This window comes from Streptomyces sp. NBC_00986 (assembly GCF_045162565.1).
GTDB lineage: Bacteria > Actinomycetota > Actinomycetes > Streptomycetales > Streptomycetaceae > Streptomyces.
Genome location: NZ_CP108733.1, coordinates 9196392 through 9221150, shown reverse-complemented (window position 1 = coordinate 9221150; position 24759 = coordinate 9196392). Strand labels below are relative to the sequence as shown.

Sequence of the window (24759 nt, the reverse complement as noted above, 5' to 3'; positions counted from 1 at the left end):
CCGTCGGGGGCGTAACCGCACGGGCTGCCGCGCGTTGTTCCCCGTGACGGCCGTGGCGGGGAAGACCCCCCGAGCCCCCACCACGGCCGTAGAAAACTTCCGTACGACAGAGCCGCGTCACGCGAGACCCGCGCGCTCCAGTGCTTCCGTTCCGGCGCGGAGGGCGGCGATCCGCTCCTCCAGGGTCCAGCCCGCCGGGGAGAGCGTCAGGGTGGTGACACCGGCCGCCGCGTACTCCTTCATCCGGTCCGCGATGCGGTCCACGGAACCCAGCAGGGCCGTCTTGTCGATCAGGTCGTGCGGGATGGCGGCAGCGGCGCCCTCCTTGTCGCCAGCCAGGTACTTGTCCTGGATCTCGGCGGCGGCAGCCTCGAAGCCCATGCGCTGGGCCAGCTTGTTGTAGAAGTTCTGCTGCCGGCTGCCCATGCCGCCGACGTAGAGCGCGGTGTACGGGCGGAAGGTGTCGGCGAGCTTCTCGACGTCCTTGTCCTCGCCGAAGGCGAGCGGGACCGTCGGGACGATGTCGAAGCCCTCGAGGGTCTTGCCGGCCTTCTCGCGCCCGGCCCGGAGGTGCCTGATGGCGGTGTCCTCCAGGTGCTCGGCGGAGGGGAAGATGAGCAGCGCGCCGTCGGCGATCTCGCCGGTCTGCTCCAGGTTCTTCGGGCCGATCGCCGCGATGTAGAGCGGGATGTGCTCGCGCTCCGGGTGCACGGTCAGCTTGAGGGGCTTGCCCGGGCCGCCGGGCAGCGGCAGCGTCCAGTGCTCGCCGTCGTAGGACAGGCGCTCGCGGGTCATCGCCTTGCGGACGATCTCGACGTACTCACGCGTGCGTGCCAGCGGCTTGTCGAACTTGACGCCGTACCAGCCCTCGGAGACCTGCGGGCCCGAGACGCCGAGGCCGAGGCGGAAGCGGCCGCCGGAGAGCGAGTCGAGGGTCGCGGCGGTCATCGCGGTCATCGCGGGCTGGCGGGCCGGGATCTGGAAGATGGCCGAGCCGACGTCGATGCGCTCGGTCTGCGCGGCGACCCAGGTGAGCACCGTGGCCGCGTCGGAGCCGTAGGCCTCGGCGGCCCAGCACACCGAGTAGCCGAGGCGGTCGGCCTCCTGCGCCACGGCGAGGTTGTCGCCGTCCATTCCGGCACCCCAGTAGCCGAGGTTGATCCCGAGCTGCATGGCAGACCCCTTACCGATCAGTAACGTCGCTGTTGTGCCGACCCTAGCGCGCGGTGGTCCGGGCGGACAGGACGGGTGCCGGTGAGTGATCACGGAGCGTGCCGCGGGAGGGACTGTGGATCATCGTGGAAATCGGTTATCCACAGGCCACCACACCGCAGGTTCAGGCCAGTAATCTCGGCGTTCATGGAGCAGAGGCATCTCGGCCGTACCGGCCTTCGTGTGTCCCGGATCGGACTCGGCACCCTCACGTGGGGGCGCGACACCGACGAGCATGACGCCGCGGACCTCTTGAAGGCGTTCTGGGAGGCCGGCGGCACCCTCGTCGACACGGCGGACGTGTACGGCGACGGGGAGGCCGAGTACCTGCTCGGACAGCTCATAGAGGGGCTCGTGCCGCGCCGGGACCTGGTCATCTCGACGAAGGCGGGGAGCGTACCCGACCCCGACCGCCGCTTCGACGGCTCGCGCGGCCATCTCCTCGCCGCGCTGGACGCCTCGCTGGCCCGCCTCGGCACGGACTACGTCGACGTGTGGCACATCCACGGCTTCGACCCGTTCACGCCCCTGGAGGAGACCCTCCAGGCCCTCGACCTGGCGGTCAGCAGCGGCCGGGCGCGCTATGCGGGCGTCTCGAACTACTGCGGCTGGCAGCTGGCCAAGGCCGCGACCTGGCAGCTGGCGGCGCCGGGCACGCGCACACGGCTGGCGAGCACGCAGCTGGAGTACTCGCTTCTCCAGCGGGGCGTGGAGCGCGAGGTGCTGCCGGCCGCGCTCGACCTGGGCATCGGGCTGCTGCCCTCCTCACCGCTCGGGCGCGGGGTCCTCACCGGCAAGTACCGGCAGGCGACCCCGGCCGACTCGCGCGGCGCCTCGGAGCACATGGCGCCCTTCGTCGCGCCGTACCTCGACGACACGGCGACCCGCATCGTGGACGCGGTGACCATCGCCGCGGACGGGCTCGCCGTGACGCCCCTCCAGGTCGCCCTCGCCTGGGTCCGCGACCGGCCCGGGGTGGCCGCCCCGATCGTCGGCGCGCGCAACGCGCACCAGCTCACGGCCGCATTGTCAGTGGAGGCGCTTAGTCTTCCTGACGAGATCTGCCGAGCGCTCGACGACGTGTCGGCGCCTCTGCACCGCTATCCCGATCACGACTGGAGCACGCTGTGAGCACGGACCCGGAGACCACGGAGACCTCGCCGTCCGAGGACACGGGCACGGACGCCGCGGGGGGTGCCGAGGGCGCGGGGGCGGACGTGGCCCCGGGCGCCGAGGGCACGGCTCCTGAGGGCACCGACAGCACCGGGGAGGCCCCGGCCGCAGAAGGCACCGACGGCACCGGTGAGGCCAAGGCCGAGGCCGCCGCTCCCGAACTGTCCGAGGCCGCCGCCGAGTTGCTGGCGCAGCAGGTGGAGCGGGAGCGCATCGAGCGGCGGAAGGCGGAGAAGGCGGGGCCCATCGCGGCCGGGACCAAGCTCACCGGCACGGCCGCCGATCTGCTCGCGGCGGTACGGGCCGTGGAGAGCGGCGAGAAGCCCGTGACCACCCCCCTCGCCAAGCCGAAACCCGCCTCGCGCCGGTCCCCCGCCCCCGAAGCGGTGCGACCGCCACAGCCCGTGCCGACCGAGCCCGGCGCCCCCGCGACCGAGACCGTCGAGTCCGTACGGCGTGTGCTGGCGGAGGGCGGCGCGCCCGAGACGCTCGCGGCCCAGGTCGCGGCGGCGCTCGGCGAGGGCGGGGACGATCAACTCCGCGAGGATCCCTGGCAGTTGCTGCGTGTCCCGGGAGTACGGCCCGAGCAGGCCGACGGGTTCGCGCGGGCGCTGCTCGGCGCCGAGTGCGCGCCGGACGACGAGCGGCGGGGCCGCGCGGTCATCGGCTGGCTCCTGGAGCAGGCGGCCCTGGCCGGTCATACGGCCCTGGAGGCCTCGGCGTTGACGGCCGCGCTGGCCAAGCAAGGGGTGCCCGACCCGGACGCGGCGACGCAGAGCGCCATCGCCGAGGGTGAAGTGCTGGTCTTCCAGGACGCGTTGGACGAGCCCGCGGTCCCGGTGCAGCGCACGGACGACACGTCCGACGAGGACACGGAGGCCGAGGAGCGCCCGGTCCGCGTGCTGATCGGCCTGGAGCGGTACGCGCTCGCCGAGGAGAGCCTCGCCGACGGACTCGCCAAGCTGATCAACTCGGTGCCGAAGGAGGACGGTTCGGCGGCGGACTGGGAGCAGGCGGGTGCCGTAAAGGGCTCCACCGGCGAGCTGATCCGCGCGGTCGCGGGCCACGGCCTGGTGCTCCACACCGGCGGGGAGGCGTCCCTGGAGGAACCGGCGGCACTGCTCCGCGCGGCGGCGGGGTTCGGGCTGCGCGCCTGGGCCGCCGCCCACAGTCCGGTCGGGCGGGACCGGTTCGCCGCGTTGCTGGCAGGGTCGGCCGCGGTGGCCGGTGGCACGTCCGGCGGGCCGGGAGATCCCACGTCCGCCGCACCCGGTGGTGCCGGGTCCGGCGCGCCGGAGCACTCGGCGCCGGGCGACTCCACGCGGGAGGGCCTCGCGCCGGACAGCGCGGCCCCGGATGACGGCCCCCGTGCCGCCACCGTCGCCGGACTCCTGTCCGGTGCCGAGGGCCCCGGGCGGGACGCGGACGGTGCCCTCGACCTGGACCTGCTTGTCGTGCTCGACGCGCCTCAACTGGACGTCGAGACGGCGGCGTTGGTCAGTGAGTCGTTGCCGGACGGGGCCCGGCTGGTGCTGGCCGGGGACCCGGGGGTGTTGTGGTCTGCGGGTGCCGGGCGGGTCTTCGCGGATCTGCTCGCGTCGAAGGCCTGCCCCCAGGTCGTCTCGCGGCGACCGGATCTCGGTCCCGTGGGTGAACTCGTCTCGGGCATCGGCATCGGTGAGCTGAACCAGGTGGAGGCTCCCGGCAAGGAGGTCGTGATCGTGCCGGTGCGCGACGCCGGTGAGGCCGTGCACCGGACCGTGCAGCTCGTCGCCGACTCCGTGCCGCGCGTGATCGGCGTCCCGGCCGAGCAGACGGTGGTGATCACGCCGGGCCACGGCGGTGCGGCCGGCACCCGTGCCCTCAACGTGGCGCTGAAGGAGCGGCTCAACCCCGGCCCCGGCCGCTTCGGCGGCTTCGACCCCGGCGACCGGATCGCGTACTCCCCCACCCCGGGCCGCACGGTCCCGGGCCGGGTGGTGAACGCCGACGCCGAGGGGCTGCACCTGGCGTGCGCCGGCGGCCCCGTCGTCGTACCGAAGGAGCGGGTCGAGCAGTCCGTGCGGCACGGGTGGGCGCTGACCGCGCACCAGGCCGTGGGGGTGCGGTGGCCCGCGGTGGTCGTGGTGCTGCCCGGGGACGCGGCGCAGGCGCTCAGCCGGCCCTGGGTGTACACGGCGTTCAGCCGGGCCGACCGGCATCTGTCCGTGGTGCACGGTGTGGACCAGGCGCTGCCCCGGGCCGTCGCCGAGGTCCCGGCCAAGCCGCGTACGACCCGGCTGCCGGTGCTGCTGCGGCCACAGGTCCCGGCGCAGGTCTGAGCCCGGACGGCAGCGGACGACAGACGGCGGCGGCGGTCACCGAGGGAGCCCTCGGTGACCGCCGCCGCCGTCGTAACAGCTGGGCGCGGTGCGGATCAGCGGTCCGCTTCCAGCGCCTCCAGGTCCTCGTCCTCGTCGAGATCGGCGTCGAGGTCGGGATCGAGTTCGTCCTCGGCCTCGTCCACCTCGTCGATGTCGTCGATCTCGTCGTTGATCTCGTCGTCGAAGACCGCGCTGACGTCGAAGCGGCACACCACCCGCTGCGGGTCGACGCCCTCGAAGGGAGCCTCCAGCCAGGCGCCGGGTTCGGCCGTCTCGTCGGCGGCGGTCACCCAGAGCGTGGAGTCGCCTTCCTCGAGGCCGAACTCCTTGGGCCGGGAGGCGATCTCGTCCGCCTCGAACTCGTCGAAGAGGATGCCGAGCGCACCGTGGATCGTGCCGGAGGCCTCCGTGCCCATGCCGTCGCCGACCGCCGCCTCGACCCGCTGCGCCTGGGCCAGCAGCCGCTGCGGCTCCGCCACGGCGTAGTCACGGCGGATCAGCACGCTCACCGCGTTCGGCTCCTCCGGGCCGGTGTACGGCGGCAGGGAGTCCTCCGTACCGGGGATCTCGAACGGCGTGACCTCGTCATAACGGTCGTAGAGCAGCTCGTCGTAGACCTCGGCGGCCGCGGCGAGCTGGTTGAACGCCTCGTAGACGGCCGGGTCGTCCTCCCCCGACCGGCCTTCGACCGCGGCCAGGTGGCGGTCGAGCGCGGTCTTGACCGCCTCGGCGGCGGCGCGTACCTCGGCAGCGGTGGGCTGCGCAGCATCAGACATAGTGCAGACGCTATCCGTACCGGGGCTCTGCCCGCACAATAGATGCGATGCCGGAATACGAATTTGTCGACGTGTACGTACCGCGCGGGGTCTCCCGCAAGGACGCCACACGTCTCCTGACGGACCATGCCGAGTACGGACACTGGGAATTGGACCGACTGAGCCTGCTGCGCGACGGCAGTCGCAGGGTGCGGCTGCGCCGGCGGATCATCCGCCAGGTGCGCGCCACGTGGTGAGCTGAGCCGGGCGAAACGGAGCGGGCCCCGACAGTGCGGGGCCCCTCCGTTGCGCAGATCACATGTTCCGAGTCACATGTGCCCGGGGGTCACACCGAGGCCCGCGCCTTGCGGTACAGCACCGCGCCCGCGAGCAGTGCGCCCGCGCCGACCGGCAGGGCGAGGCCGAGCGGCAGTTCGCTGCCGGTGTGCGCGAGCTGCGCGCCTCCCGGGGACCGCACGCCGGACTGCGCGCCGGGCTGGTTCACGTGCACGGAACCGATCGGCGTCTGACCGCCCTTGATCGGCGAGGTGCCCGGTGAGGTGGGGTGGGTGGGCGTACCGGGAGTGCCCGGGTGGCTGGGCGTACCCGGCGGGGTGGTCCCGTGACCGCCGCCCGGGTGGGTGCCGTGGTGGCCGCCGTGGCCGGGAGGCGTGCCGTGGTGATGACCGCCGCCGGGGTGGTGACCCCCGGGGTTATGGCCCTCGCCCGGAGGCGTCCCGTGGTGACCGCCACCGTGGTGACCGCCGCCGCCCGGAGGGGTCCCGTGGTCATGGCCACCCCCGTGGTGACCGCCACCGTGATGTCCGCCCCCTCCCGGAGGCGTCCCGTGATGACCGCCACCGTGGTGACCGCCACCGCCGGGAGGCGTCCCGTGGTCATGGCCGCCGCCGTTCCAACTCCCGTTGTTGGCACAGTCGTTGCCGGTGACGCCGTTGCCGATACCGATGACGTCGACGCTGTTGCCGCAGACGTTCACCGGCACGTCGATCGGTACCTGGACGTGGTTGCCGGAGCCGACACCGGGCGAGTTCGAGGCGTGTCCGCCGGCGTGCGAGCCCCCTGAGCCGCCGTGCGCGCCGTGTCCGCCGGAGCCGCTGTGTCCGCCCGACGAGCCGTAGCCGCCGGAGTCGCCGTACCCGCCGGTCGAGCCGTGACCGCCACCACTGCCGTGGCCGCTTCCGCCGCCCCCGCCCGGATTGCCGCACTTGTTGCCGACCGCCGGGTTGAGGATCCCCACCACGTTCACGGTGTTGCCGCAGACGTTGACCGGCACATGCACCGGTGCCTGCACGGTGTTGCCGGACAGTACGCCGGCCGAGTCCGAACTGGAGCCCGTGGCGCCCGAGTCGGCGTGGGCGACACCGCCCGCGGCGGCGATCACCCCGGTCGCGGCCGCCACGGTCATCAAGCTTTTTCGAGTGACCTGTCGCATTGCTGAATTCCCCCCTGCCTTCAATCCTGACTGAATTCCTCGCGCGATTTCCCGCACGAAATCCCGTCGGCCCCGGAGCGCATGGCGCGCGCTCCGGGGCCGAGGACGTGATCACCCCCTAGAGGGGCGACGTCACTTGTTGACGCAGGTGTTGCCGAAGGCGGGGTTCAGCAGACCGATCACCGAGATCGTGTTGCCGCACACGTTCACCGGGACGTGCACGGGAACCTGGATGACGTTGCCGGAAACGACGCCCGGGGAGTGCACAGCGGCACCCTGAGCGCCCGAGTCGGCGACGGCCAGACCCGCACCCGCGAGAACCAGGCCACCGGTGGCAGCCGCAGCGGCGACGACCTTCTTGATCATTATTCCTCCTTGTTGGCAAAAGCGATCTCGTGTTGCCGATCGCATCACCTGTAACGAGGAGGGAGTAATGGAGCTACGAGCTTATGAGCACATTCACTCTTCCCGGTCGCCTCCGTACGCGCGGTCGAATTCCGGCGTCAACCGACGTCGACCGGTGTTTCAGGACACGACTTCAGGACACGGCCTCAGGACGCGTCGATGAACCGGTCCAGCACCCGCACCCCGAACTTCAGCCCCTCCACCGGCACCCGCTCGTCGACCCCGTGGAACATGCCCGCGAAGTCCAGCTCCGGCGGCAGCTTGAGCGGGGCGAAGCCGAAGCCGCGGATGCCCAGGTCGTCGAAGGACTTGGCGTCCGTACCGCCCGAGAGCATGTACGGGATCGCCTTCGCGGTCGGGTCCTCGGCGAGCAGCGAGGACTGCATGGCCTCGACCAGTGGCCCGTCGAAGGAGGTCTCCAGGGCCTTGTCGGAGTGCGTGCCCTCACGCTTCACGTTCGGCCCGAGGATCCGGTCGAGGTCGGCGAAGAACTCCTCCTTGTACCCGGGCAGGAACCGCCCGTCGACGTGCGCGGTGGCCTCGCCGGGGATGACGTTGACCTTGTAACCGGCGTTCAGCTGCGTCGGGTTGGCGGTGTTGCTCAGGGTCGCGCCGATGAGCTTGGCGATGCCGCCGAGCCGCTTGAGGGTGGACTCCATGTCCTCGGGGTCGAGCTGGGTGCCGAGCGCGTCACCCAGTTCGTCGAGGAAGGCGCGCGTCGTCTTCGTGACCCGTACCGGGAACTTGTGCCGGCCGATACGGGCGACCGCCTCCGACAACTCGGTGATCGCGTTGTCCCGGTGGATCATCGACCCGTGCCCGGCGGTGCCGGCCACGGTCAGCTTCATCCAGTGCATGCCCTTCTCGGCCGTCTGGATCAGATAGAGCCGCCGCTCCTCGCTCACCGTGAACGAGAACCCGCCGACCTCGCTGATGCCCTCGGTGACGCCGTCGAACAGCTCGCGATGGTTGTCCACGAGGTGCCGCGCACCGTACGTACCGCCCGCCTCCTCGTCCGCGAGGAAGGCGACCACGATGTCGCGCGGAGGCCTGCGTCCGCTGCGCAGCCGGTCGCGGACGACCGCCAGGGTCATCGCGTCCATGTCCTTCATGTCGACCGCGCCACGCCCCCACACGCACCCGTCCGCGACCTCGCCGGAGAAGGGGTGGTGGGTCCAGTCCGCCGCGTTCGCCGGTACGACGTCCAGGTGGCCGTGGATGAGGAGCGCGGGCCGGGAGGGGTCCGTGCCCTCGATCCGGGCCACCGTGGACGCGCGTCCCGGGTGCGACTCGAAGATCTTCGGTTCGAGGCCCACCTCGGCGAGCTGCTCGGCGACGTACTCGGCCGCCTTGCGCTCACCGGGGCCCGAGTGGTCGCCGTAGTTGCTGGTGTCGATCCGGATCAGCTCGCGGCAGAGGTCCACGACCTCGTCCTCGCCGGTGACGCCCTTGGCCGTGTCCGTGTCGCTCACGCTGCTTCCTCCCACTGTCACTGCTGGCGGTCCTCCCCCATCCTCTCTCTCCGTCGCACCTCACCCCAAGGGCGGTCCCGGCCCGTCACACGCCGTTCACGCGGGACGCGGGCGGGCAGGGCGGCAACAGGGGGTGATCGGCCACCCCTGGAAGCCTGGTAATGTTTCCTTCGTCGCCGCGGGGGAAACCACGCGCGACAGACACCTTGTCCGGGTGGCGGAATGGCAGACGCGCTAGCTTGAGGTGCTAGTGCCCTTTATCGGGCGTGGGGGTTCAAGTCCCCCCTCGGACACATCGCAGGCGAGGGCCGCGACCACCAAGGTCGCGGCCCTCGCCGCATTTGTGGGGGATGTCTCCTTCGCTTCGAAGATCACCAGGTCAGAGCGTTGCCGGACGCTCACGGAGCGCCTCCGTTCGGCTCCCCCGAGTGGCCGTCGGCAGGCCAGGAGCCTAGCGTCGTACTAAAATTTCCGGCTTGTTACGGAACGGAGCTGGAGCTGGACAACCCCAGGCATACCTGCGGGCCCGCCAGCACCCCGGAGATGTCCGGGTTCGAGACGCGAGGACCGATGGCAGCCATACACGAGAGCAGTGCTCTCGGGCTTGACGAAGAGATCCGCACACAGTTCGGCGATACGGCACGCTTCTCCGCGGCGCCGGCCGCCTCGGCCCGCACCCTTGTCGACGTTTTCGACGCGTCGGTGCGTTCGTATCCCGACGAGCTCGCCCTGGACGACGGCACCGTCCGTCTCACCTACCGTGCTCTGGCCGTCGAGGTCGAGACCCTGCGCCGCACCCTGGCCGCGGCCGGTGTCGGCCTCGGTGACCGGGTCGGCGTGCGGGTCCCGTCCGGGACCAACGACCTCTACATCGCGATCCTCGCCGTACTCGCCGCCGGTGCCGCCTACGTCCCCGTCGACGCCGAGGACCCGGACGAGCGGGCCGAGCTGGTGTTCGGTGAGGCCGACGTCCGCGCCGTCATCGGCGCCGAGCACGCGCTGACCGTCCTCGGGCACAGCGAGGTGCCGGCCGCCCGGCCCGGTGTCGAGCAGGACGCGTGGATCATCTTCACCTCCGGCTCCACCGGCAAGCCCAAGGGCGTCGCCGTCACCCACCGCAGCGCTGCGGCCTTCGTCGACGCCGAGGCGGCTCTGTTCCTCACCGAGGACCCCATCGGTCCGGGTGACAGGGTCATGGCGGGGCTGTCCGTCGCCTTCGACGCGTCCTGCGAGGAGATGTGGCTGGCCTGGCGCTACGGCGCCTGCCTGGTGCCCGTGCCGCGTTCCCAGGTCCGCAGCGGGGCCGACCTCGGCCCCTGGCTGGTCGACCAGGACATCAGCGTCGTCTCGACCGTGCCGACCCTGGCCTCCCTCTGGGAGCCGGAGGCGCTGAACGACGTACGCCTGCTGATCTTCGGCGGTGAGGCCTGCCCGCCCGAGCTGGTGCAGCGCCTGGTCACCGAGGGCCGCGAGGTCTGGAACACGTACGGGCCCACCGAGGCGACCGTCGTGGCCTGCGCCTCCCTGATGACCGGCGACGAGCCGATCCGCATCGGACTGCCGCTGAACGGCTGGGAGTTGGCCGTCGTCGACGAGGCCGGCGTGCCCGTACCGATGGGCGGCAGCGGCCAGTTGGTGATCGGCGGGGTCGGTCTCGCCCGCTACCTGGACCCCGAGAAGGACGCGGAGAAGTACGCGCCCCTCGAATCGCTCGGCTGGGAACGGGCGTACCGCAGCGGTGACTTGGTCAAGGCCGAGCCCGAGGGACTGATCTTCCTCGGCCGCGCCGACGAGCAGATCAAGCTCGGCGGACGCCGGATCGAACTCGGCGAGGTCGACGCGGCCCTCCAGGCACTCCCCGGAGTCGCCGGAGCAGCCGCCGCCGTACGCACCGCGCGCAGCGGCAACCAGCTCCTCGTCGGCTATGTCGTCACCCAGGAGGGCTGGGACCAGGCCGCCGCGGTCGAGAAGCTGCGGGCCGAACTCCCCGCCGCCCTCGTGCCGTTGATCGCCCCGGTCGAGGACCTCCCGACCCGCACCTCCGGCAAGGTCGACCGCAACGCGCTCCCCTGGCCGCTCGAGGGCCTGGAGACCGCCGGCGCCAAGGAGCAGCTCTACGGCACGGAGGCCTGGCTCGCGGAGCAGTGGGCCGAGGTGCTCGGCATCCCCGTGGGCAGCGCGGCCGACGACTTCTTCGCGATCGGCGGAAGCAGCCTGGGCGCCGCCCAGTTGACCACGCGGCTGCGCACCCGGTACCCGAGCGCGGCCGTCCTCGACATCTACCAGCAGCCGACGCTGCGCAAGTTGGCCCGGCACCTCGAAGACTCGGCGCAGGGCGACGGCACCGCGCGCGTGATCGCGCCGGTCCCGACCCGCGCCAAGGTGATCCAACTCCTCGCGCTGGTCCCCCTGTTCACCGTGGTCGGCCTGCGCTGGACGGTGGCACTGGCCGCGCTCGGCAACGTCCTGTCCGGCTACGGATGGCTGCCGACCGCCTCCTGGTGGCTGGTCGGCGCGGGTGCGCTCCTGCTCTTCAGCCCGCCCGGCCGGCTCGCGATCGCCGCGGGCGGTGCGCGCCTGCTGCTGCGTGGCGTGAAGCCCGGTCGCTACGACCGCGGTGGCAGCGTCCATCTGCGGCTGTGGGCGGCGGAACGGCTGGCCGAGTTCAGCGGAGCGACCGGGCTGACCGGGTCCTGGCTGGAGCGGTACGCGCGTGCCCTCGGCGCCAAGATCGGCCCGGACGTCGACCTGCACTCGCTCCCGCCGGTCACCGGCATGCTCAAGCTGGGCCGCGGTGCCGCGGTCGAGTCCGAGGTGGACCTGTCCGGGTACTGGCTGGACGGCGACCGCCTGGAGATCGGCCCGGTCAAGGTCGGCGCGCACGCCGTGGTCGGCACGCGCAGCATGCTCTTCCCCGGCGCCCGGGTGGGCAAGCGGGCCGAGGTGGCGCCGGGTTCGGCCGTCACCGGCACGGTCCCGACCGGCCAGCGCTGGGCGGGCGCGCCCGCGGTCAAGCTCGGCAAGGCCAAGCGCAACTGGCCCAAGGAGCGCCCGCAGCGTGGCACGTACTGGCGTGTGATGTACGGCGTGACGGGCTTCGCGCTCACCATGCTCCCGGTGGTCTCCGGCGCCGTGGCACTGCTGGTGGCGAGCGCGTTCATCGCGCCCGGTGACGGTCTCGGCGAGGCCCTGCGGGGCGCGGCGGTCGCGCTGGTCCCGGCGACGCTGGCCTTCGGTATGACGTACGCGCTGCTGATCCTGATCGGTGTACGACTGCTCAGCCTGGGGCTGCGCGAGGGTACGCACCCGACGCACAGCCGGATCGGCTGGCAGGCGTGGACCGTGACACAGCTGATGGACCTCTCCCGCGAGACCCTGTTCCCGCTGTACGCCGGGCTGGTCACGCCGGTGTGGCTGCGGCTGCTCGGGATGCGGATCGGGCGCGGCGCCGAGGTGTCGACCGTGCTCGCGCTGCCGAGCCTGACCACGGTCGGCGAGGGCGCGTTCCTGGCCGACGACACGTTGACCGCGCCGTACGAACTCGGTGGCGGCTGGGTGCACATCGGGCGGGCCGAGATCGGGCGGCGGGCGTTCCTCGGGAACTCCGGGATGACCGCGCCCGGGCGGAGCGTGCCGGACGGCGGGCTCGTCGGGGTGCTGTCGGCGACGCCGAAGAAGGCGAAGAAGGGCACGTCGTACCTGGGGCTGCCGCCGGTGAAGCTGCCGCGCAGCACGAGCGGCGGCGACCAGAGCCGGACGTACGACCCGCCGGCCAAGCTGCTGTGGGCGCGCGGGCTGGTGGAGCTGTGCCGGATCGTGCCGGTGTTCTGCTCGGCGGGTCTTGCCGTGCTGACGGTGGCCGCGCTGTGTGCGCTGGGGGCGTGGGCGCCGCTGCTGTCGGGGCTCGTGCTGCTGGCCGTCGGTGCGCTGGCCGGGCTGATCTCGATCGTGGCCAAGTGGACCCTCGTGGGGCGGCACCGCGGTGCCGAGCACCCCCTGTGGAGCGGTTACGTGTGGCGCAACGAGCTGGCGGACACCTTCGTCGAGGTCGTGGCGGTGCCGTGGCTGGCCGGTTCGGTGCCGGGTACTCCGGTGCTGACGGCCTTGCTGCGCGGGCTCGGGGCGCACATCGGCAAGGGTGTCTGGGTGGAGAGCTACTGGCTGCCGGAGACCGACCTGGTGACCCTGGAGGACGCGTCCACAGTGAACCGTGGTTGTGTGCTCCAGACCCACCTCTTCCACGACCGGATCTTGCGGACGGATACTGTGGTCCTCCGTGAGGGCGCGACGCTGGGTCCTGGCGGAATCGTCCTGCCCGGCAGCGAGGTCGGGGCCCGTACCACTCTGGGGCCCGCGTCGCTCGTGATGGCGGGGGAGTCCGTCCCGGACGACACCCGCTGGCTGGGCAATCCGATCGAGTCATGGCGATCCTGAACACAGGTCACGCGGCGTCGGCTTCGGAGGGCGGTGCACGGGTACGAGATACGAGCACAGCGCAGGGAGCAGACGCAGCAGTGACCGTTCAGCAGGCGGCGGGTCCGGACCCGTATTTCCCGGCAAACGGCGATGCCCGCTACCGGGTGCACCGCTATGAGCTCGCGCTGGACTACCGTCCCGGCCCCAACCGTCTCTCCGGCACGGCACGCATCAACGCCATAGCGGGCCGTGCGCCGCTGCCCGAATTCCAGCTGAACCTGGGCGACTTCAAGATCGGCCGGATCCGGGTGGACGGCCGCCAGCCGCACTACACACACCGCGGCGGCCGGCTCCGCGTCCGACCGGCGAAGCCGCTGCGGGCCGGTGCCGCGTTCACCGTGGAGGTCCACTGGTCGGGCAACCCCAAGCCGGTCGCCAGCCCCTGGGGCGGCCTCGGCTGGGAGGAGTTGACCGACGGCGCGCTGGTGGCGAGCCAGCCGATCGGGGCGCCGTCCTGGTACCCGTGCAACGACCGCCCCGCGGACAAGGCGTCGTACCAGATCTCGATCACGACGCCGTCGGCGTACGCGGTGGTGGCGGGCGGCCGACTCCTCACCCGAACGACCAAGGCTTCCACGACCACTTGGGTCTACGAGCAGTCGGCACCGACGTCGAGTTATCTGGTCGGTCTGTCGATCGGCAAGTACCAGACGGTGCTGCTGGGCGACCCGGGTCTGGGTGGTGTCCCGCAGCACGGGCACATCCCGTCGGATCTACTCCCGGAGTTCTCAAGGGACTTCGCGCGACAGCCCGCGATGATGGAGCTGTTCCAGGACCTGTTCGGGCCCTACCCCTTCGACGAGTACGCGGTCGTGGTCACGGAGGAAGAGCTCGATGTCCCCGTAGAGGCACAGGGGTTGTCGCTGTTCGGCGCCAACCACGTTGACGGGGCCCGTGGTTCGGAACGGCTCGTCGCGCACGAGCTGGCCCACCAGTGGTTCGGCAACAGCGTCTCCATCGCCGACTGGCGTCACATCTGGCTGAACGAGGGCTTCGCCAAGTACGCGGAGTGGCTGTGGTCCGAGCGCTCGGGCGGCCGCACGGCCCACCAACACGCCGCCGCCGCCCACCGGTTGCTCTCCACGCTCCCCCAGGACCTGCGGCTCGCCGACCCCGGCCGCAAGTCGATGTTCGACGACCGCCTCTACGAACGCGGCGGCGTCACCGTCCACGCGGTGCGCTGCGCGCTGGGCGACATCGCGTTCTTCCGCATGCTGCGGGGCTGGGCCAACCAGCACCGCAACGGCACGGTGACGACAGCGACGTTCACGTCTCACGCGTCCCGGTTCACCTCCGAGCCGTTGGACCAGCTCTTCGACGCGTGGGTGTATCGGGGGGCGTTGCCGCCGATGCCTTCGGCGGAGACGGGGATCGCGGTCTGAGGTGTCGGCTCCGTTGCGGATGGGGAACTGACGGAGTATCAAGTGGTTTCACGGGGGTGAGGTCATGGCAGCCGCATGGGGTCGAGGGCGCGCTGAGACGGGTGAGTGGCTGGAGGTCTACGGGGAGACTCAGCCGCGGTCCATCCCGCTGGAGCGGATCCTCGCCACGGACGCGGATGAGGCACACCCCTTCACGGCCTATCTGTACGTCTGGACGCTCGGATACTCGGGGGACGCCCGGCGCACGGAGGTCACCCTGCTGTTCCCGGCCGAGGACGACTGGCGGGTGAAGGATCTCCAGGCCGTCGTGTACCACCTGCCGCCGGTGCAGGAGGAGCGTGCGTGGCGGGACACGCTGGCCAAGGACTTACAGGTCGCCGGACCCTTGCTACAGGCCGTCGGCACCGTCACGGCCGGCCTGACCGGCTTTCCCGAACTCAACGCGGTGGCATCCGCGGTCGCCCACTTGAACGCGCGCAGCGCGCCCCAGATACAGAACGACGAGTGGTACGTCAGGAGGGTCCACGACACCGTCGACGAGACCCTGTACCAGGGAGTCGAGTGGATCCTCCCGCCGAGTTTCGTGAACCAGATCGGCACCCGGATCACCGGCGCCCTGCTCGTACAGTTCATCGGCGCCGCGCCCACGCACACAGCTCCTGCCGAACTCCCGACACCGCCCCTCCTGGCCCGCGCCATCCTCACGCACGGGAAGGAGAGCACCAAGCTGCCCGGCCCCGGGGCGGACGCCTACGTCGAGTTACCGCTCCGGGTCACCCCCGAGGAACCGCTCCCCTAGCCCCGGCACAATGTGCCCATGACCCCACGCACCAACTGCCCCTGCGGCCTCCCCCAGCCCTACGACAACTGCTGCGGCCGCTACCACTCAGGCCCCACCCCCGCCCCCACCGCCGAGGCCCTGATGCGCTCCCGCTACAGCGCCTTCGTACGGCTCGACGCGCCCTACCTGCTGCGCACCTGGCACCCTCGGACGCGTCCCGCCGCTCCCCTCGAACTCGATCCGGGGATGCGGTGGACGGGGTTGGAGATCATCGACACGGGTGGCGGGTCGGCGTTCCACTCCGCGGGGACCGTGACGTTCCGGGCCTCGTACCAGGGCGGTGCGATCCATGAACGGAGCCGGTTCGAGCGGGTCGACGGGGCGTGGGTGTACCTCGACGGGGAGTTCCTGGACTAGGGACAGCTACAGCCCCCAGAACAACTACGGCGCCAGGATGTCCAGTTCCTGAAGCGCGCCCACCGTGATCTCGCGGGTCAGGGTCTCCGCTCGGAGGGCGTCGCCCTCGCGGACCGCCTCCGCGACCTGTACGTGCAAGGTCACCGCCGCCGGGTCGGGGTCCTCGAACATGACCTCGTGGTGGGTGCGGCCGGCGAGGACCTCGGTGACGACGTCGCCGAGGCGGGCGAACATCTCGTTGCCCGAGGCGGTGAGGATCACGCGGTGGAAGGCCACGTCGTGGACGAGGTAGGCCTCCAGTTTGTGGCCACGTGAGTTCGCGACCATGCCGATCGCGCACTCGGTGAGTTCCGCGCACTGCTCCGCCGTGGCGAACTTGGCGGCGAGGCCCGCGGCGATCGGTTCCACGGCGGAGCGCAGGACCGTGAGTGAGCGCAGTTGCTGGGGGCGGTCGGCGCCGGCCAGGCGCCAGCGGATGACCTGTGGGTCGTAGACATTCCACTCGGCCTTGGGGCGGACCGTCACGCCCACGCGGCGGCGGGACTCGACCAGGTGCATGGATTCGAGGACGCGGACGGCCTCGCGCATCACGGAGCGGGAGACCTCGAAGTCCTTGGCGAGCTCGTCCGTGCGCAGGACACTGCCCGGCGGGTAGTCGCCCGCGGTGATGGCGGGGCCGAGGGAGTCGAGTACACGGCCGTGCAAGCCGCGGCCCGGAGTGGTCATGCACTCAGCGTACGGGTCGCATCACGGAACCAAAAAGTCAGACTTATATGTCACAGACTCTTGAATTCGTCGTACCTAATCGGTTTCAGTGGGATCGACATCAGGTGTCGACGGAGACAGTGAGGCAGCGATGCGTACCCCCCATGTCGTCGTCGTCATGGGCGTAGCGGGCACCGGGAAGACCACCATCGGTCCCCTGCTCGCGGCCCGGCTCGGCGTTCCGTACGCCGAGGGCGACGACTTCCACCCGCAGGCCAACATCGCCAAGATGTCGGCCGGGCACCCGCTGACCGACGAGGACAGGTGGCCGTGGCTGGACGCCATCGGCGACTGGGCACACGGGCGCGCGGGGCTCGGCGGGGTCGTCAGCAGCTCGGCCCTGAAGCGGTCGTACCGTGACCGGCTGCGCGCCGCCGCCCCCGGGGTCGTCTTCGTGCACCTCACCGGTGACCGCGCGCTCATCGAGGACCGGATGGCGCACCGGCACGGGCACTTCATGCCGACCGCGCTGCTCGACTCGCAGTTCGCCACGCTCCAGCCGCTGGAGGCGGACGAGGCGGGCGTCGCCGTGGACGTCACCGGCAGCCCGGAGCAGATCGCCGAGCGGGCCACGACCGCGCTCGAACAGGTCCCCGAGCCGACCTCCTAGTACCGCCTGTCACCCCCAACTCCCCGTATCCGCAAGGAATCCACCGTGACCAGACTCAGCGTCGAGATGCTGGCAGCGGACCCCGTCGAGCCCATCACCTCGGCCGGCCACGCTCAGCTGGGCATCGCCGTACTGGCGGGCATCGCCGTCATCGTCCTGCTCATCACCAAGTTCAAGATGCACGCCTTCCTGGCGCTGACCATCGGCTCGCTCGCGCTCGGCGCGTTCGCCGGGGCGCCGCTGGACAAGGTCATCACCAGCTTCAGCACCGGGCTCGGCTCCACCGTCGCCGGTGTGGGCGTGCTGATCGCGCTGGGCGCGATCCTCGGCAAGCTGCTCGCCGACTCGGGCGGCGCGGACCAGATCGTCGACACGATCCTCGCGAAGGCGAGTCCCCGGTCGATGCCGTGGGCGATGGTCCTGATCGCCTCCGTGATCGGGCTGCCGCTGTTCTTCGAGGTCGGCATCGTGCTGCTGATCCCGGTCGTGCTGATGGTCGCCAAGCGCGGCAACTACTCGCTCATGCGCATCGGCGTCCCGGCGCTGGCCGGCCTGTCGGTCATGCACGCGCTGATCCCGCCGCACCCCGGCCCGCTGGTCGCCGTCGACGCGGTCAAGGCCAACCTCGGTCTGACCCTCGCGCTGGGTGTCCTCGTCGCCATCCCGACCGTCATCATCGCGGGGCCGCTGTTCTCGAAGGTCGCCGCCCGCTGGGTGGACGTCCAGGCACCCGAGCGGATGCTCCCGGCCCGCCCGTCCGAGGACGTGAAGAACCGTCCCGGCTTCGGCGCGACCCTCGCCACGATCCTGCTGCCGGTCGTCCTGATGCTCTCCAAGGCGCTGGTCGACATCATCATCGACGACCCCGAGCACACCGTGCAGCGCGTCTTCGACGTGATCGGTTCGCCGCTGATCGCGCTGCTCGCGGCCGTCATCGTCGGCATGTTCACGCTGGGCCGGCCGGCCGGGTTCACCAAGGACCGCCTCTCCACGACCGTCGAGAAGGGCCTGATGCCGATCGCGGGCATCCTGCTCATCGTCGGCGCGGGTGGCGGCTTCAAGCAGACGCTGATCGACTCCGGTGTCGGCCAGATGATCCTGGACATCTCCAAGGACTGGTCGATCCCGGCGCTGCTGCTGGCCTGGCTGATCGCGGTGGCGATCCGGCTGGCGACCGGTTCGGCGACGGTGGCCACGATCTCGGCGGCCGGTCTGGTCGCCCCGCTGGCCGCCGACATGTCGACGGCCCACACCGCCCTGCTCGTGCTGGCGATCGGCGCGGGCTCGGTCTTCTTCAGCCATGTCAACGACGCCGGTTTCTGGCTGGTGAAGGAGTACTTCGGCCTGAGCGTCGGCCAGACCCTCAAGACCTGGTCCGTCATGGAGACGATCATCTCGGTCGTCGCCGGCGGACTGGTCCTCCTCCTCTCGCTGATCATCTAGGGGTACGGGAATGAGTCATCCTCTCTTCGACATCAGCGGCCGCACGGCCCTGGTCACCGGTTCCAGCCGGGGCATCGGACTCGCCCTCGCCCAGGGCCTGTTGGAGGCCGGCTGCACGGTCGTCCTGAACGGCCGGGACGGCGAACGCCTCACCAAGGCCGCCGCCGAACTCTCCGGCGACGTCCACACGGCGGCCTTCGACGTGACCGACGGTCCGTCAGTAGCCGCTGGAATCGCGGACGTTGAGGACCGGGTCGGCCCGCTCGACATCCTCGTCAACAACGCGGGCATGCAACTGCGCGCCCCGCTCCTGGAGTTCACCGACTCCGACTGGCACCGCATCATCGACACCAACCTCACCAGCGCGTTCCTGGTCGGCCGCGAGGCGGCCCGCCGGATGACGGAACGCGGCCACGGGAAGATCATCAACATCTGCTCGCTGCAGAGCGAGGTGGTCCGCCCCGGCATCGCGCCGTACGCGGCCACCAAGGGCGCCCTGAAGATGCTCACCAAGGGCATGTGCGCGGACTGGGGCCCGAGCGGCGTGCAGGTCAACGGCCTGGGCCCCGGCTACATCGAGACGGAACTCACCCAACCCCTCGTCCAGGACGAGGAGTTCAGCGCCTGGGTGCGCAAGCGGACCCCGGCCGGCCGCTGGGGTCGTACGGAGGACCTGGTGGGCGGGGTGCTGTTCCTGGCGTCGCCCGCCGCGGACTTCGTGAGCGGACAGATCCTTTACGTCGACGGCGGCATGACGAGCGTGCTGTAGAGAACGGGAGTCCAGACATGCTGGGTTGTGTGATTCATGGTCAGGACGACCTGCGGGTCGACGAGTTGACGGTCCCGGAGCCCGGCCCCGGCCAGGCCCTGGTCGCCGTCCGCTACGGCGGCGTCTGCGGCTCCGACCTCCACTACTGGCGCCACGGCGGAGTAGGCGACTTCCGCCTCAAGGAACCGATGCTCCTCGGCCACGAGGTCGTCGGCACGGTCGTCTCCTACGGCCCCGGAGCCACAGGTCCCGTCCCCGGTACGGCGGTTGCCGTGCACCCGGCCACTCCGTGCGGGGTGTGCCCCGAGTGCGTGGACGGTCGCCGCAACGTGTGCCGGGACACCGCGTACCTGGGCAGCGCGGCCCGCTTCCCGCACGTACAGGGCGGATTCGCGGCCCAAGTCACCGTCCCCGCCGAGCAGTTGAGGGCTGTCCCGGCGGGCCTGGAGCTGCGCCGGGCCGCCCTCGCCGAACCGCTCTCCGTCGCACTTCACGCCGTACGACGCGCCGGGGACGTACGGGGACGCCATGTGCTGGTCACCGGCGCGGGCCCGATCGGCTGCCTGGTCGTCGCGGCAGCGAAGGCGGCGGGCGCGGCCCACGTGACGGTAACGGACCTGCTCCCGGCGGCACTTCGATACGCCACGGCGGCCGGTGCCGACACCGTCGTACGGGCCGATGACCTGGACGATTCCGGGTGGCCCTCCGAGGTGGACGTCGCCGTCGAGGCGTCCGGGGTGGCGGCCGGGCTCGACACCTGTCTGCGGCTCGTGCGGCGGGGCGGGGTCGTCGTGCAGCTCGGGATGCTGCCGCCGGGGCAGAGTCCGTTCGCCGGGAACCTGGTCGTCAGCAGGGAGATCGAGCTGCGGGGTGCGTTCCGTTTCGACACGGAGTTCAACGACGCTCTTCAACTCCTGGCCGTGGAGCCCGCGTTCGACGCTCTGGTCAGTGCGGTGGTGCCGGTGCGGGAGGCGGAGTCGGCGTTCGCGCTGGCGGCCGACCGGAGCCGGTCGTGCAAGGTGCTGCTGGACTTCGGAGGCTGAGCAAGCCGACCGGCACGTCAGCCCAAGGCTTCGACTACGGCTTCCAGAGCGGGTGTTCGCGCTTGGCCCAGTCCCGGCTCACCGACCCGGTGCGCAGTCCCGCCCTGGCCTCCGGGTCGCCCAGCGCCATGCCGATGTGACCGCCGAGGACGATGCCCATCGTCAGGGCGAGCCAGTCGTGGACGAAGGTCGCGCTGGTGCGCCACATGATCGGGGTGAGGTGGGTGAACCACATCATCAGGCCGGTGCCGAGCATCACCAGGGTGGCGCCGGCGATCCAGTTGGCGTAGATCTTCTGGCCGGCGTTGAACTTGCCCGCCGGGCGCGCCGACCGGCGTTTGTCGCGCATCAGGGCGCCGCGCAGCCAGACCCGGTCGTGCGGGCCGAAGCGGTTGAGGAAGCCGAGGTTGACGCGGAAACCGCGGGAGACCAGGCCGATCAGGACGGGCACGGGGAGGGCGAGTCCGGCGCACTCGTGGATACGGACGACCAGGTCACGGCGGCCGACCAGCTCGGCGAACGTCGGAAGGTACAGGCAGGCCGCCGTGGCCACGCAGATGCCCATCAGCGCGGCCGTGGTCCGGTGCACCCAGCGTTCGGCGCGGCCGAAGCGGCGGACGCGGGCCGACGGCTCCGTCTGCGGGGCGTGGGCTTCAGCTCGTAGGGTCATCGTCGCGTCCGTTCGACTTGCCGACCCAGGCGTCGACGTCGTAGCCCCGATCCTCCCAGTAGCCGGGCTTCACATGCTCGGTGACCGTGATGCCGGAGAGCCACTTGGCGGACTTGTAGAAGTACATGGGGGCGACGTACAGCCGGACCGGGCCGCCGTGGTCGTGGCCCAGGGGCTTGTCCTGCATGCGCAGCGCAACCAGGATGTCCGAGCGCCGGGCCTGCTCGATGGTCAGGCTCTCCGTGTAGGCGCCGTCGAAGCAGGTGAAGCGCACCGCCCCGGCCTTTGCGCGCACTCCCGCCGCGTCCAGGAGCCGGGACAGGCGCACCCCCTCGAAGGGGGTCCCGGGGACCCGCCAGCCGGTGACGCACTGGACGTCCTTGACCAGCCTGGTCTGCGGCAGCGCGCGCAGGTCGGCCAGGGTGTAGGACGCCGGCTTGTCTACCAGGCCGTCGACGGTCAGCCGGTAGTTCTCGGCGTTCTTGTTCGGGACGGACGCGGTGACCGAGTAGTAGCGGAAGCCGCCGCCGTTCGGGAGCAGTCCGGTCAGCCCGGTGGGGTCCTTGCCGGAGACGGCACCGAGGAAGCCCTCCATGCCTTTCTGCAGCGCGGGCGCGGTGACGACGCCGAGGGCGCCCAGGCCGAGAGTGCCCAGGAGGACCCGGCGACCGAGCGGCCGGCCCGCCGCCTTCTCCTCGGGTGGATCAGGCTCGGTCGGTTCAGGTTTCACGCAGTCATTCGAACACCCGCGACCCCGGCGCGGCCAGGGATAGCGGGTGCCCGTCAGACTTCCGTAACCACTTCTTACGTGCTTCTCAGAGAGCCGCCCGAAGAACGTGGACGCGCTACGACGTCTCGCCCGCCGCCTTCTCCAGCTGGAACGCCTCGTTGCCGAGCCCGATGCGGGCGTGCGCCTCGGGGTTGCGGGCGCGCAGGAACAGACCCTGGGCCAGGCCGACGAGCATGGCCAGGACGACGATGCCGGGCAGGATCCAGCTCAGGGACGAGCCGGGGCCCGCGCCGACCAGGACGTCGAAGTCCTTGACCGTGTAGACGGCGATGACGACGAGGGCGATGCCCGCGAGCGCGGAGGTGACCAGCCGCCAGGCCTGGGCGCCGGCGGAGCCGCGGCGGGCGAAGAAGACGATCACCGAGAGGGAGGCGGCGGCCATCAGCAGGATCACGCCGAGGGCGCCGATGTTCCCGAACCAGGTGAACAGGTGCAGGACGGGTTCGGTGGGGTCGCCGGTGGGCTTGTCGTCGGCGATCGCGAAGGCGATCACGATCACCGCGGACACGGCGGTCTGGAGCAGCGAGCCGGTGCCGGGGGCGCCGCTCGAACCCGTCGTACGGCCGAACGCGGACGGCAGCAGACCCTCGCGGCCCATGGCGAAGGCGTAGCGGGCGACGACGTTGTGGAAGCTGAGCATCGCCGCGAACATGCCGGTGACGAACAGGACGTGGAGCACGTCGGTGAAGGTGCCGCCGAGCCGCGACTCGGTGAGATAGAAGAGCAGGCCGGCGCTCTGCTTCTGGGAGACGCCGACGATCTGCGAGGGCCCTGCGGCGACGGTGAGCGCCCAGCAGCTGAGCGCGAAGAACACGGCGACGCCGCCGACGGCGAGGAACATCACGCGCGGCACCAGGATGTGCGGGCGGCTGGTCTCCTCGGCGTAGACCGGGGCCTGTTCGAAGCCGAGGAACGCGGCGATGCAGAAGCACAGGGCGGTGCCGACGCCTGCGCCGCTGAGGGTGTCCGGGTTGAAGGCGTGCAGGGACAGGCCCTCCTTGGCGGGATCCGCTACGGCCGCGATGTCGAAGATGACGACGAGCGCGACCTCGATGATCAGCAGGACGCCGAGCACGCGCGCGTTGACGTCGATCTTCAGCCAGCCGAGCGCGCCCACGACGAGCACGGCCACCAACGCCGGTATCCACCAGGCCACTTGGAGATGGGCGTAGGTGGAGAACAGCCCGGAGACCTCGAAGCCGAAGATGCCGTAGATGCCGACCTGGAGGGCGTTGTACGCGACGAGGGCCACCAGGGCCGCGCTCGCGCCCGCGGTGCCGCCGAGGCCGCGGGAGATGTACGCGTAGAAGGCGCCCGCGTTGTGGACGTGCCGGCTCATCTCGGCGTAGCCGACGCTGAAGAGGACGAGGACGACACCGAGGAGCACGAAGAGCAGGGGCTGCCCTTCGATGCCCATCACTGCAAATGTGGTGGGCATGACACCCGCGACCACCATGAGGGGCGCGGTCGCGGCGAGCACCGAGAGCAGCAGCCCCCCGGTGCCGAGGCGGTCGGCGCGCAGGGCGCGCTCCTGCCCCCTGAAGGTGCTGATACCGCTGCTGCTACCTCCGCCGTCAGAGGTGGCGCTGCTCGTTCTGGAACTGCCCGTCGTCATGGCGGGAACGTCCTTTCGGGTCGCTACGGGGGCGTTGCTACGGTCGCGTTGCTTCGCTACGGCAGCGTTGCTACGGGTGCGTTTCATCGCTGCCGAATCGTTGGTACGGGGGCGTTACGACGTCCCGAGCGCGCTGTCGCGGGCGGCACGGAAGGCGGTGAGCGGGTCGCGGTCCGGGTAGGACCACGGGGCCGGGGTCGGGTGCTCCCCGATGCGGTGGAACAGGGCGGCGGCCTCGGCACTCCGGCCCTCGCAACACTTCGCGTGGGCAAGGAAGTTGAGGTCGACCAAGCGGCGCGGATGACCTTCGTGCTCCCACTCCAGCCACCAGTCGAAGGCGGCCTTCATGACCTGCCGGGCCCGGCGTCCGGTCCAGTGTCCGGAGGCGGCCGGGTCGGCGGGTTCCAGGCCGGCGGCGGCCAGTACGCGGTAGCGCTCGGCGTGCGCGACGACCGGCAGGATGGCGAGCGGGGAGTCGGCGGGGGCCTGTTCGGCGGCCCAGTAGGCGAAGTCGTAGACCTCGTGCAGCGGGTCGACACCCGCGTCGGCGCGGCGTTCCGCGAGCCGGGCCACCATCAGATGGTGCGCGTGGTGATGGTCGGGGTACCGGTGGCGGACCTCGTCGAAGAGCTCGACCACACCCTCGTCGGTGCCGAGGGTGTGCTCCAGAAGGAGCAGTCCGAGCCACGGTGTCGGATCGTCGGGCAGCCGGGCCGACGCCGTACGGCAGGCCTCGCGGGCACGGGCCGGCTTCTCCTTGCCCGCCAGCGTGCGCTGGACCAGGGCCAGGGCGAGCAGGACGGAGGCGTCACCGGACTCGGGTTCGGCCAGCAGCCAGTCGCGGGCCCAGGCGGCGGTGTAGGACTCCCGGGCGAGGACGGTGACCCGGTGGGCGCGGGCGTCCCAGTCGTCGCCCGTCTGGGCGAGCAGGCCGCGCGCCGCCTGCCAGCGCCCCTGGGCCAACGCGGCCCGCGCGGCGACGAGTTGAGCATCGTCGAGCGCGGCGTCGAAGGCCTGGGAGGCGCGCTTGTGACGGCGTCCGAGGGGTGGCGGGGGTGGGGACACCCGGGTATTCCTCACGATCCTCACGCGACGCTGCGGGACATCGGCCTGCCATCGGCCGATCACGCACAGCAAACCCTCCACCAATACTTCACGTCAAGTG

The 24759-nt window shown here is 71.2% G+C and carries 21 protein-coding genes and 1 tRNA gene; 12 read left to right on the top strand and 10 right to left on the bottom strand.

The annotated features are described in order from the left end of the window. Positions 1-117 precede the first annotated feature (117 nt). Positions 118-1173: an LLM class F420-dependent oxidoreductase gene (locus OG504_RS41435; RefSeq protein WP_327405246.1), complete on the bottom strand. Its 1056-nt coding sequence runs from the start codon at positions 1171-1173 to the stop codon at positions 118-120. 186 nt (positions 1174-1359) lie between these two features. On the opposite strand from OG504_RS41435, the gene OG504_RS41430 reads away from it, so the two are divergent. Together OG504_RS41430 and OG504_RS41425 are read left to right on the top strand one after the other, a co-directional pair. Next, positions 1360-2343, top strand: coding sequence for an aldo/keto reductase (locus OG504_RS41430; protein WP_405994382.1), 984 nt, complete (start codon positions 1360-1362; stop codon positions 2341-2343). After that, positions 2340-4706, top strand: a complete 2367-nt coding sequence (locus tag OG504_RS41425) for a helix-hairpin-helix domain-containing protein (RefSeq protein ID WP_405994381.1) — start codon at positions 2340-2342, stop codon at positions 4704-4706. The genes OG504_RS41430 and OG504_RS41425 overlap by 4 nt, the downstream gene beginning before the upstream one ends. Positions 4707-4801: 95 nt before the next feature. Here OG504_RS41425 and OG504_RS41420 read toward each other — a convergent pair whose 3' ends face one another. Continuing rightward, positions 4802-5524, bottom strand: a complete 723-nt coding sequence (locus tag OG504_RS41420) for a hypothetical protein (protein ID WP_405994380.1) — start codon at positions 5522-5524, stop codon at positions 4802-4804. A 47-nt stretch (positions 5525-5571) separates the two neighbouring features. Between OG504_RS41420 and OG504_RS41415 the strand changes: the two genes are divergently transcribed. After that, on the top strand, positions 5572-5760 hold the full coding sequence (locus tag OG504_RS41415; RefSeq protein WP_005485166.1) for a DUF5703 family protein: 189 nt from the start codon (positions 5572-5574) through the stop codon (positions 5758-5760). 89 nt (positions 5761-5849) lie between these two features. On the opposite strand, the gene OG504_RS41410 is transcribed toward OG504_RS41415, so the two are convergent. The 3 genes from OG504_RS41410 to OG504_RS41400 form a co-directional block, all read right to left on the bottom strand. Further along, entirely contained in the window at positions 5850-6956 is a 1107-nt protein-coding gene (locus OG504_RS41410) for a chaplin (protein WP_405994379.1), read from the bottom strand. A gap of 132 nt (positions 6957-7088) precedes the next feature. Continuing rightward, positions 7089-7322, bottom strand: a complete 234-nt coding sequence (chpH, locus tag OG504_RS41405) for a chaplin ChpH (protein ID WP_019059153.1) — start codon at positions 7320-7322, stop codon at positions 7089-7091. Positions 7323-7507: 185 nt separating this feature from the next. Beyond that, positions 7508-8833 (bottom strand): M20/M25/M40 family metallo-hydrolase, encoded by a 1326-nt coding sequence (locus OG504_RS41400; RefSeq protein WP_405994378.1) that lies wholly within the window; start codon positions 8831-8833, stop codon positions 7508-7510. A gap of 208 nt (positions 8834-9041) precedes the next feature. Here OG504_RS41400 and OG504_RS41395 point away from each other — a divergent pair. The 5 genes from OG504_RS41395 (at position 9042) to OG504_RS41375 (ending at position 15889) form a co-directional block, all read left to right on the top strand. Next, positions 9042-9126, top strand: a tRNA-Leu gene (locus tag OG504_RS41395). Between the two features lie 277 nt (positions 9127-9403). Beyond that, complete coding sequence (locus OG504_RS41390) at positions 9404-13267, top strand: Pls/PosA family non-ribosomal peptide synthetase (RefSeq protein ID WP_405994377.1); 3864 nt, start codon at positions 9404-9406, stop codon at positions 13265-13267. Positions 13268-13347: 80 nt separating this feature from the next. Further along, on the top strand, positions 13348-14691 hold the full coding sequence (locus OG504_RS41385; protein ID WP_366499310.1) for a M1 family metallopeptidase: 1344 nt from the start codon (positions 13348-13350) through the stop codon (positions 14689-14691). Between the two features lie 64 nt (positions 14692-14755). Next, complete coding sequence (locus tag OG504_RS41380) at positions 14756-15490, top strand: hypothetical protein (RefSeq protein WP_405994376.1); 735 nt, start codon at positions 14756-14758, stop codon at positions 15488-15490. Positions 15491-15508: 18 nt separating this feature from the next. After that, entirely contained in the window at positions 15509-15889 is a 381-nt protein-coding gene (locus OG504_RS41375) for a YchJ family protein (protein WP_405994375.1), read from the top strand. Between the two features lie 24 nt (positions 15890-15913). Here OG504_RS41375 and OG504_RS41370 read toward each other — a convergent pair whose 3' ends face one another. Next, entirely contained in the window at positions 15914-16615 is a 702-nt protein-coding gene (locus OG504_RS41370; protein WP_405994374.1) for a FadR/GntR family transcriptional regulator, read from the bottom strand. Positions 16616-16745: 130 nt separating this feature from the next. Between OG504_RS41370 and OG504_RS41365 the strand changes: the two genes are divergently transcribed. From OG504_RS41365 to OG504_RS41350, 4 genes are read left to right on the top strand one after another with little or no spacing between them, the layout of a single operon-like run. Beyond that, positions 16746-17264 (top strand): gluconokinase, encoded by a 519-nt coding sequence (locus OG504_RS41365; protein ID WP_405994373.1) that lies wholly within the window; start codon positions 16746-16748, stop codon positions 17262-17264. A 45-nt stretch (positions 17265-17309) separates the two neighbouring features. Then, a complete protein-coding gene (locus tag OG504_RS41360; protein WP_405994372.1) occupies positions 17310-18707 on the top strand; it encodes a gluconate:H+ symporter in 1398 nt (465 codons plus the stop codon). Between the two features lie 10 nt (positions 18708-18717). Continuing rightward, on the top strand, positions 18718-19476 hold the full coding sequence (locus OG504_RS41355; protein ID WP_033283683.1) for an SDR family oxidoreductase: 759 nt from the start codon (positions 18718-18720) through the stop codon (positions 19474-19476). Between the two features lie 17 nt (positions 19477-19493). Further along, positions 19494-20519, top strand: coding sequence for an L-idonate 5-dehydrogenase (locus tag OG504_RS41350; RefSeq protein ID WP_405994371.1), 1026 nt, complete (start codon positions 19494-19496; stop codon positions 20517-20519). A gap of 34 nt (positions 20520-20553) precedes the next feature. Here OG504_RS41350 and OG504_RS41345 read toward each other — a convergent pair whose 3' ends face one another. The 4 genes from OG504_RS41345 to OG504_RS41330 form a co-directional block, all read right to left on the bottom strand. Next, positions 20554-21189, bottom strand: coding sequence for a cytochrome b/b6 domain-containing protein (locus OG504_RS41345; protein ID WP_405994370.1), 636 nt, complete (start codon positions 21187-21189; stop codon positions 20554-20556). Then, on the bottom strand, positions 21173-21919 hold the full coding sequence (locus OG504_RS41340; RefSeq protein WP_405994369.1) for a molybdopterin-dependent oxidoreductase: 747 nt from the start codon (positions 21917-21919) through the stop codon (positions 21173-21175). The genes OG504_RS41345 and OG504_RS41340 overlap by 17 nt, the downstream gene beginning before the upstream one ends. 115 nt (positions 21920-22034) lie before the next feature. Continuing rightward, on the bottom strand, positions 22035-23594 hold the full coding sequence (locus OG504_RS41335; protein ID WP_405994368.1) for an APC family permease: 1560 nt from the start codon (positions 23592-23594) through the stop codon (positions 22035-22037). A 114-nt stretch (positions 23595-23708) separates the two neighbouring features. Continuing rightward, complete coding sequence (locus OG504_RS41330) at positions 23709-24659, bottom strand: hypothetical protein (RefSeq protein WP_405994367.1); 951 nt, start codon at positions 24657-24659, stop codon at positions 23709-23711. Positions 24660-24759 lie beyond the last annotated feature (100 nt).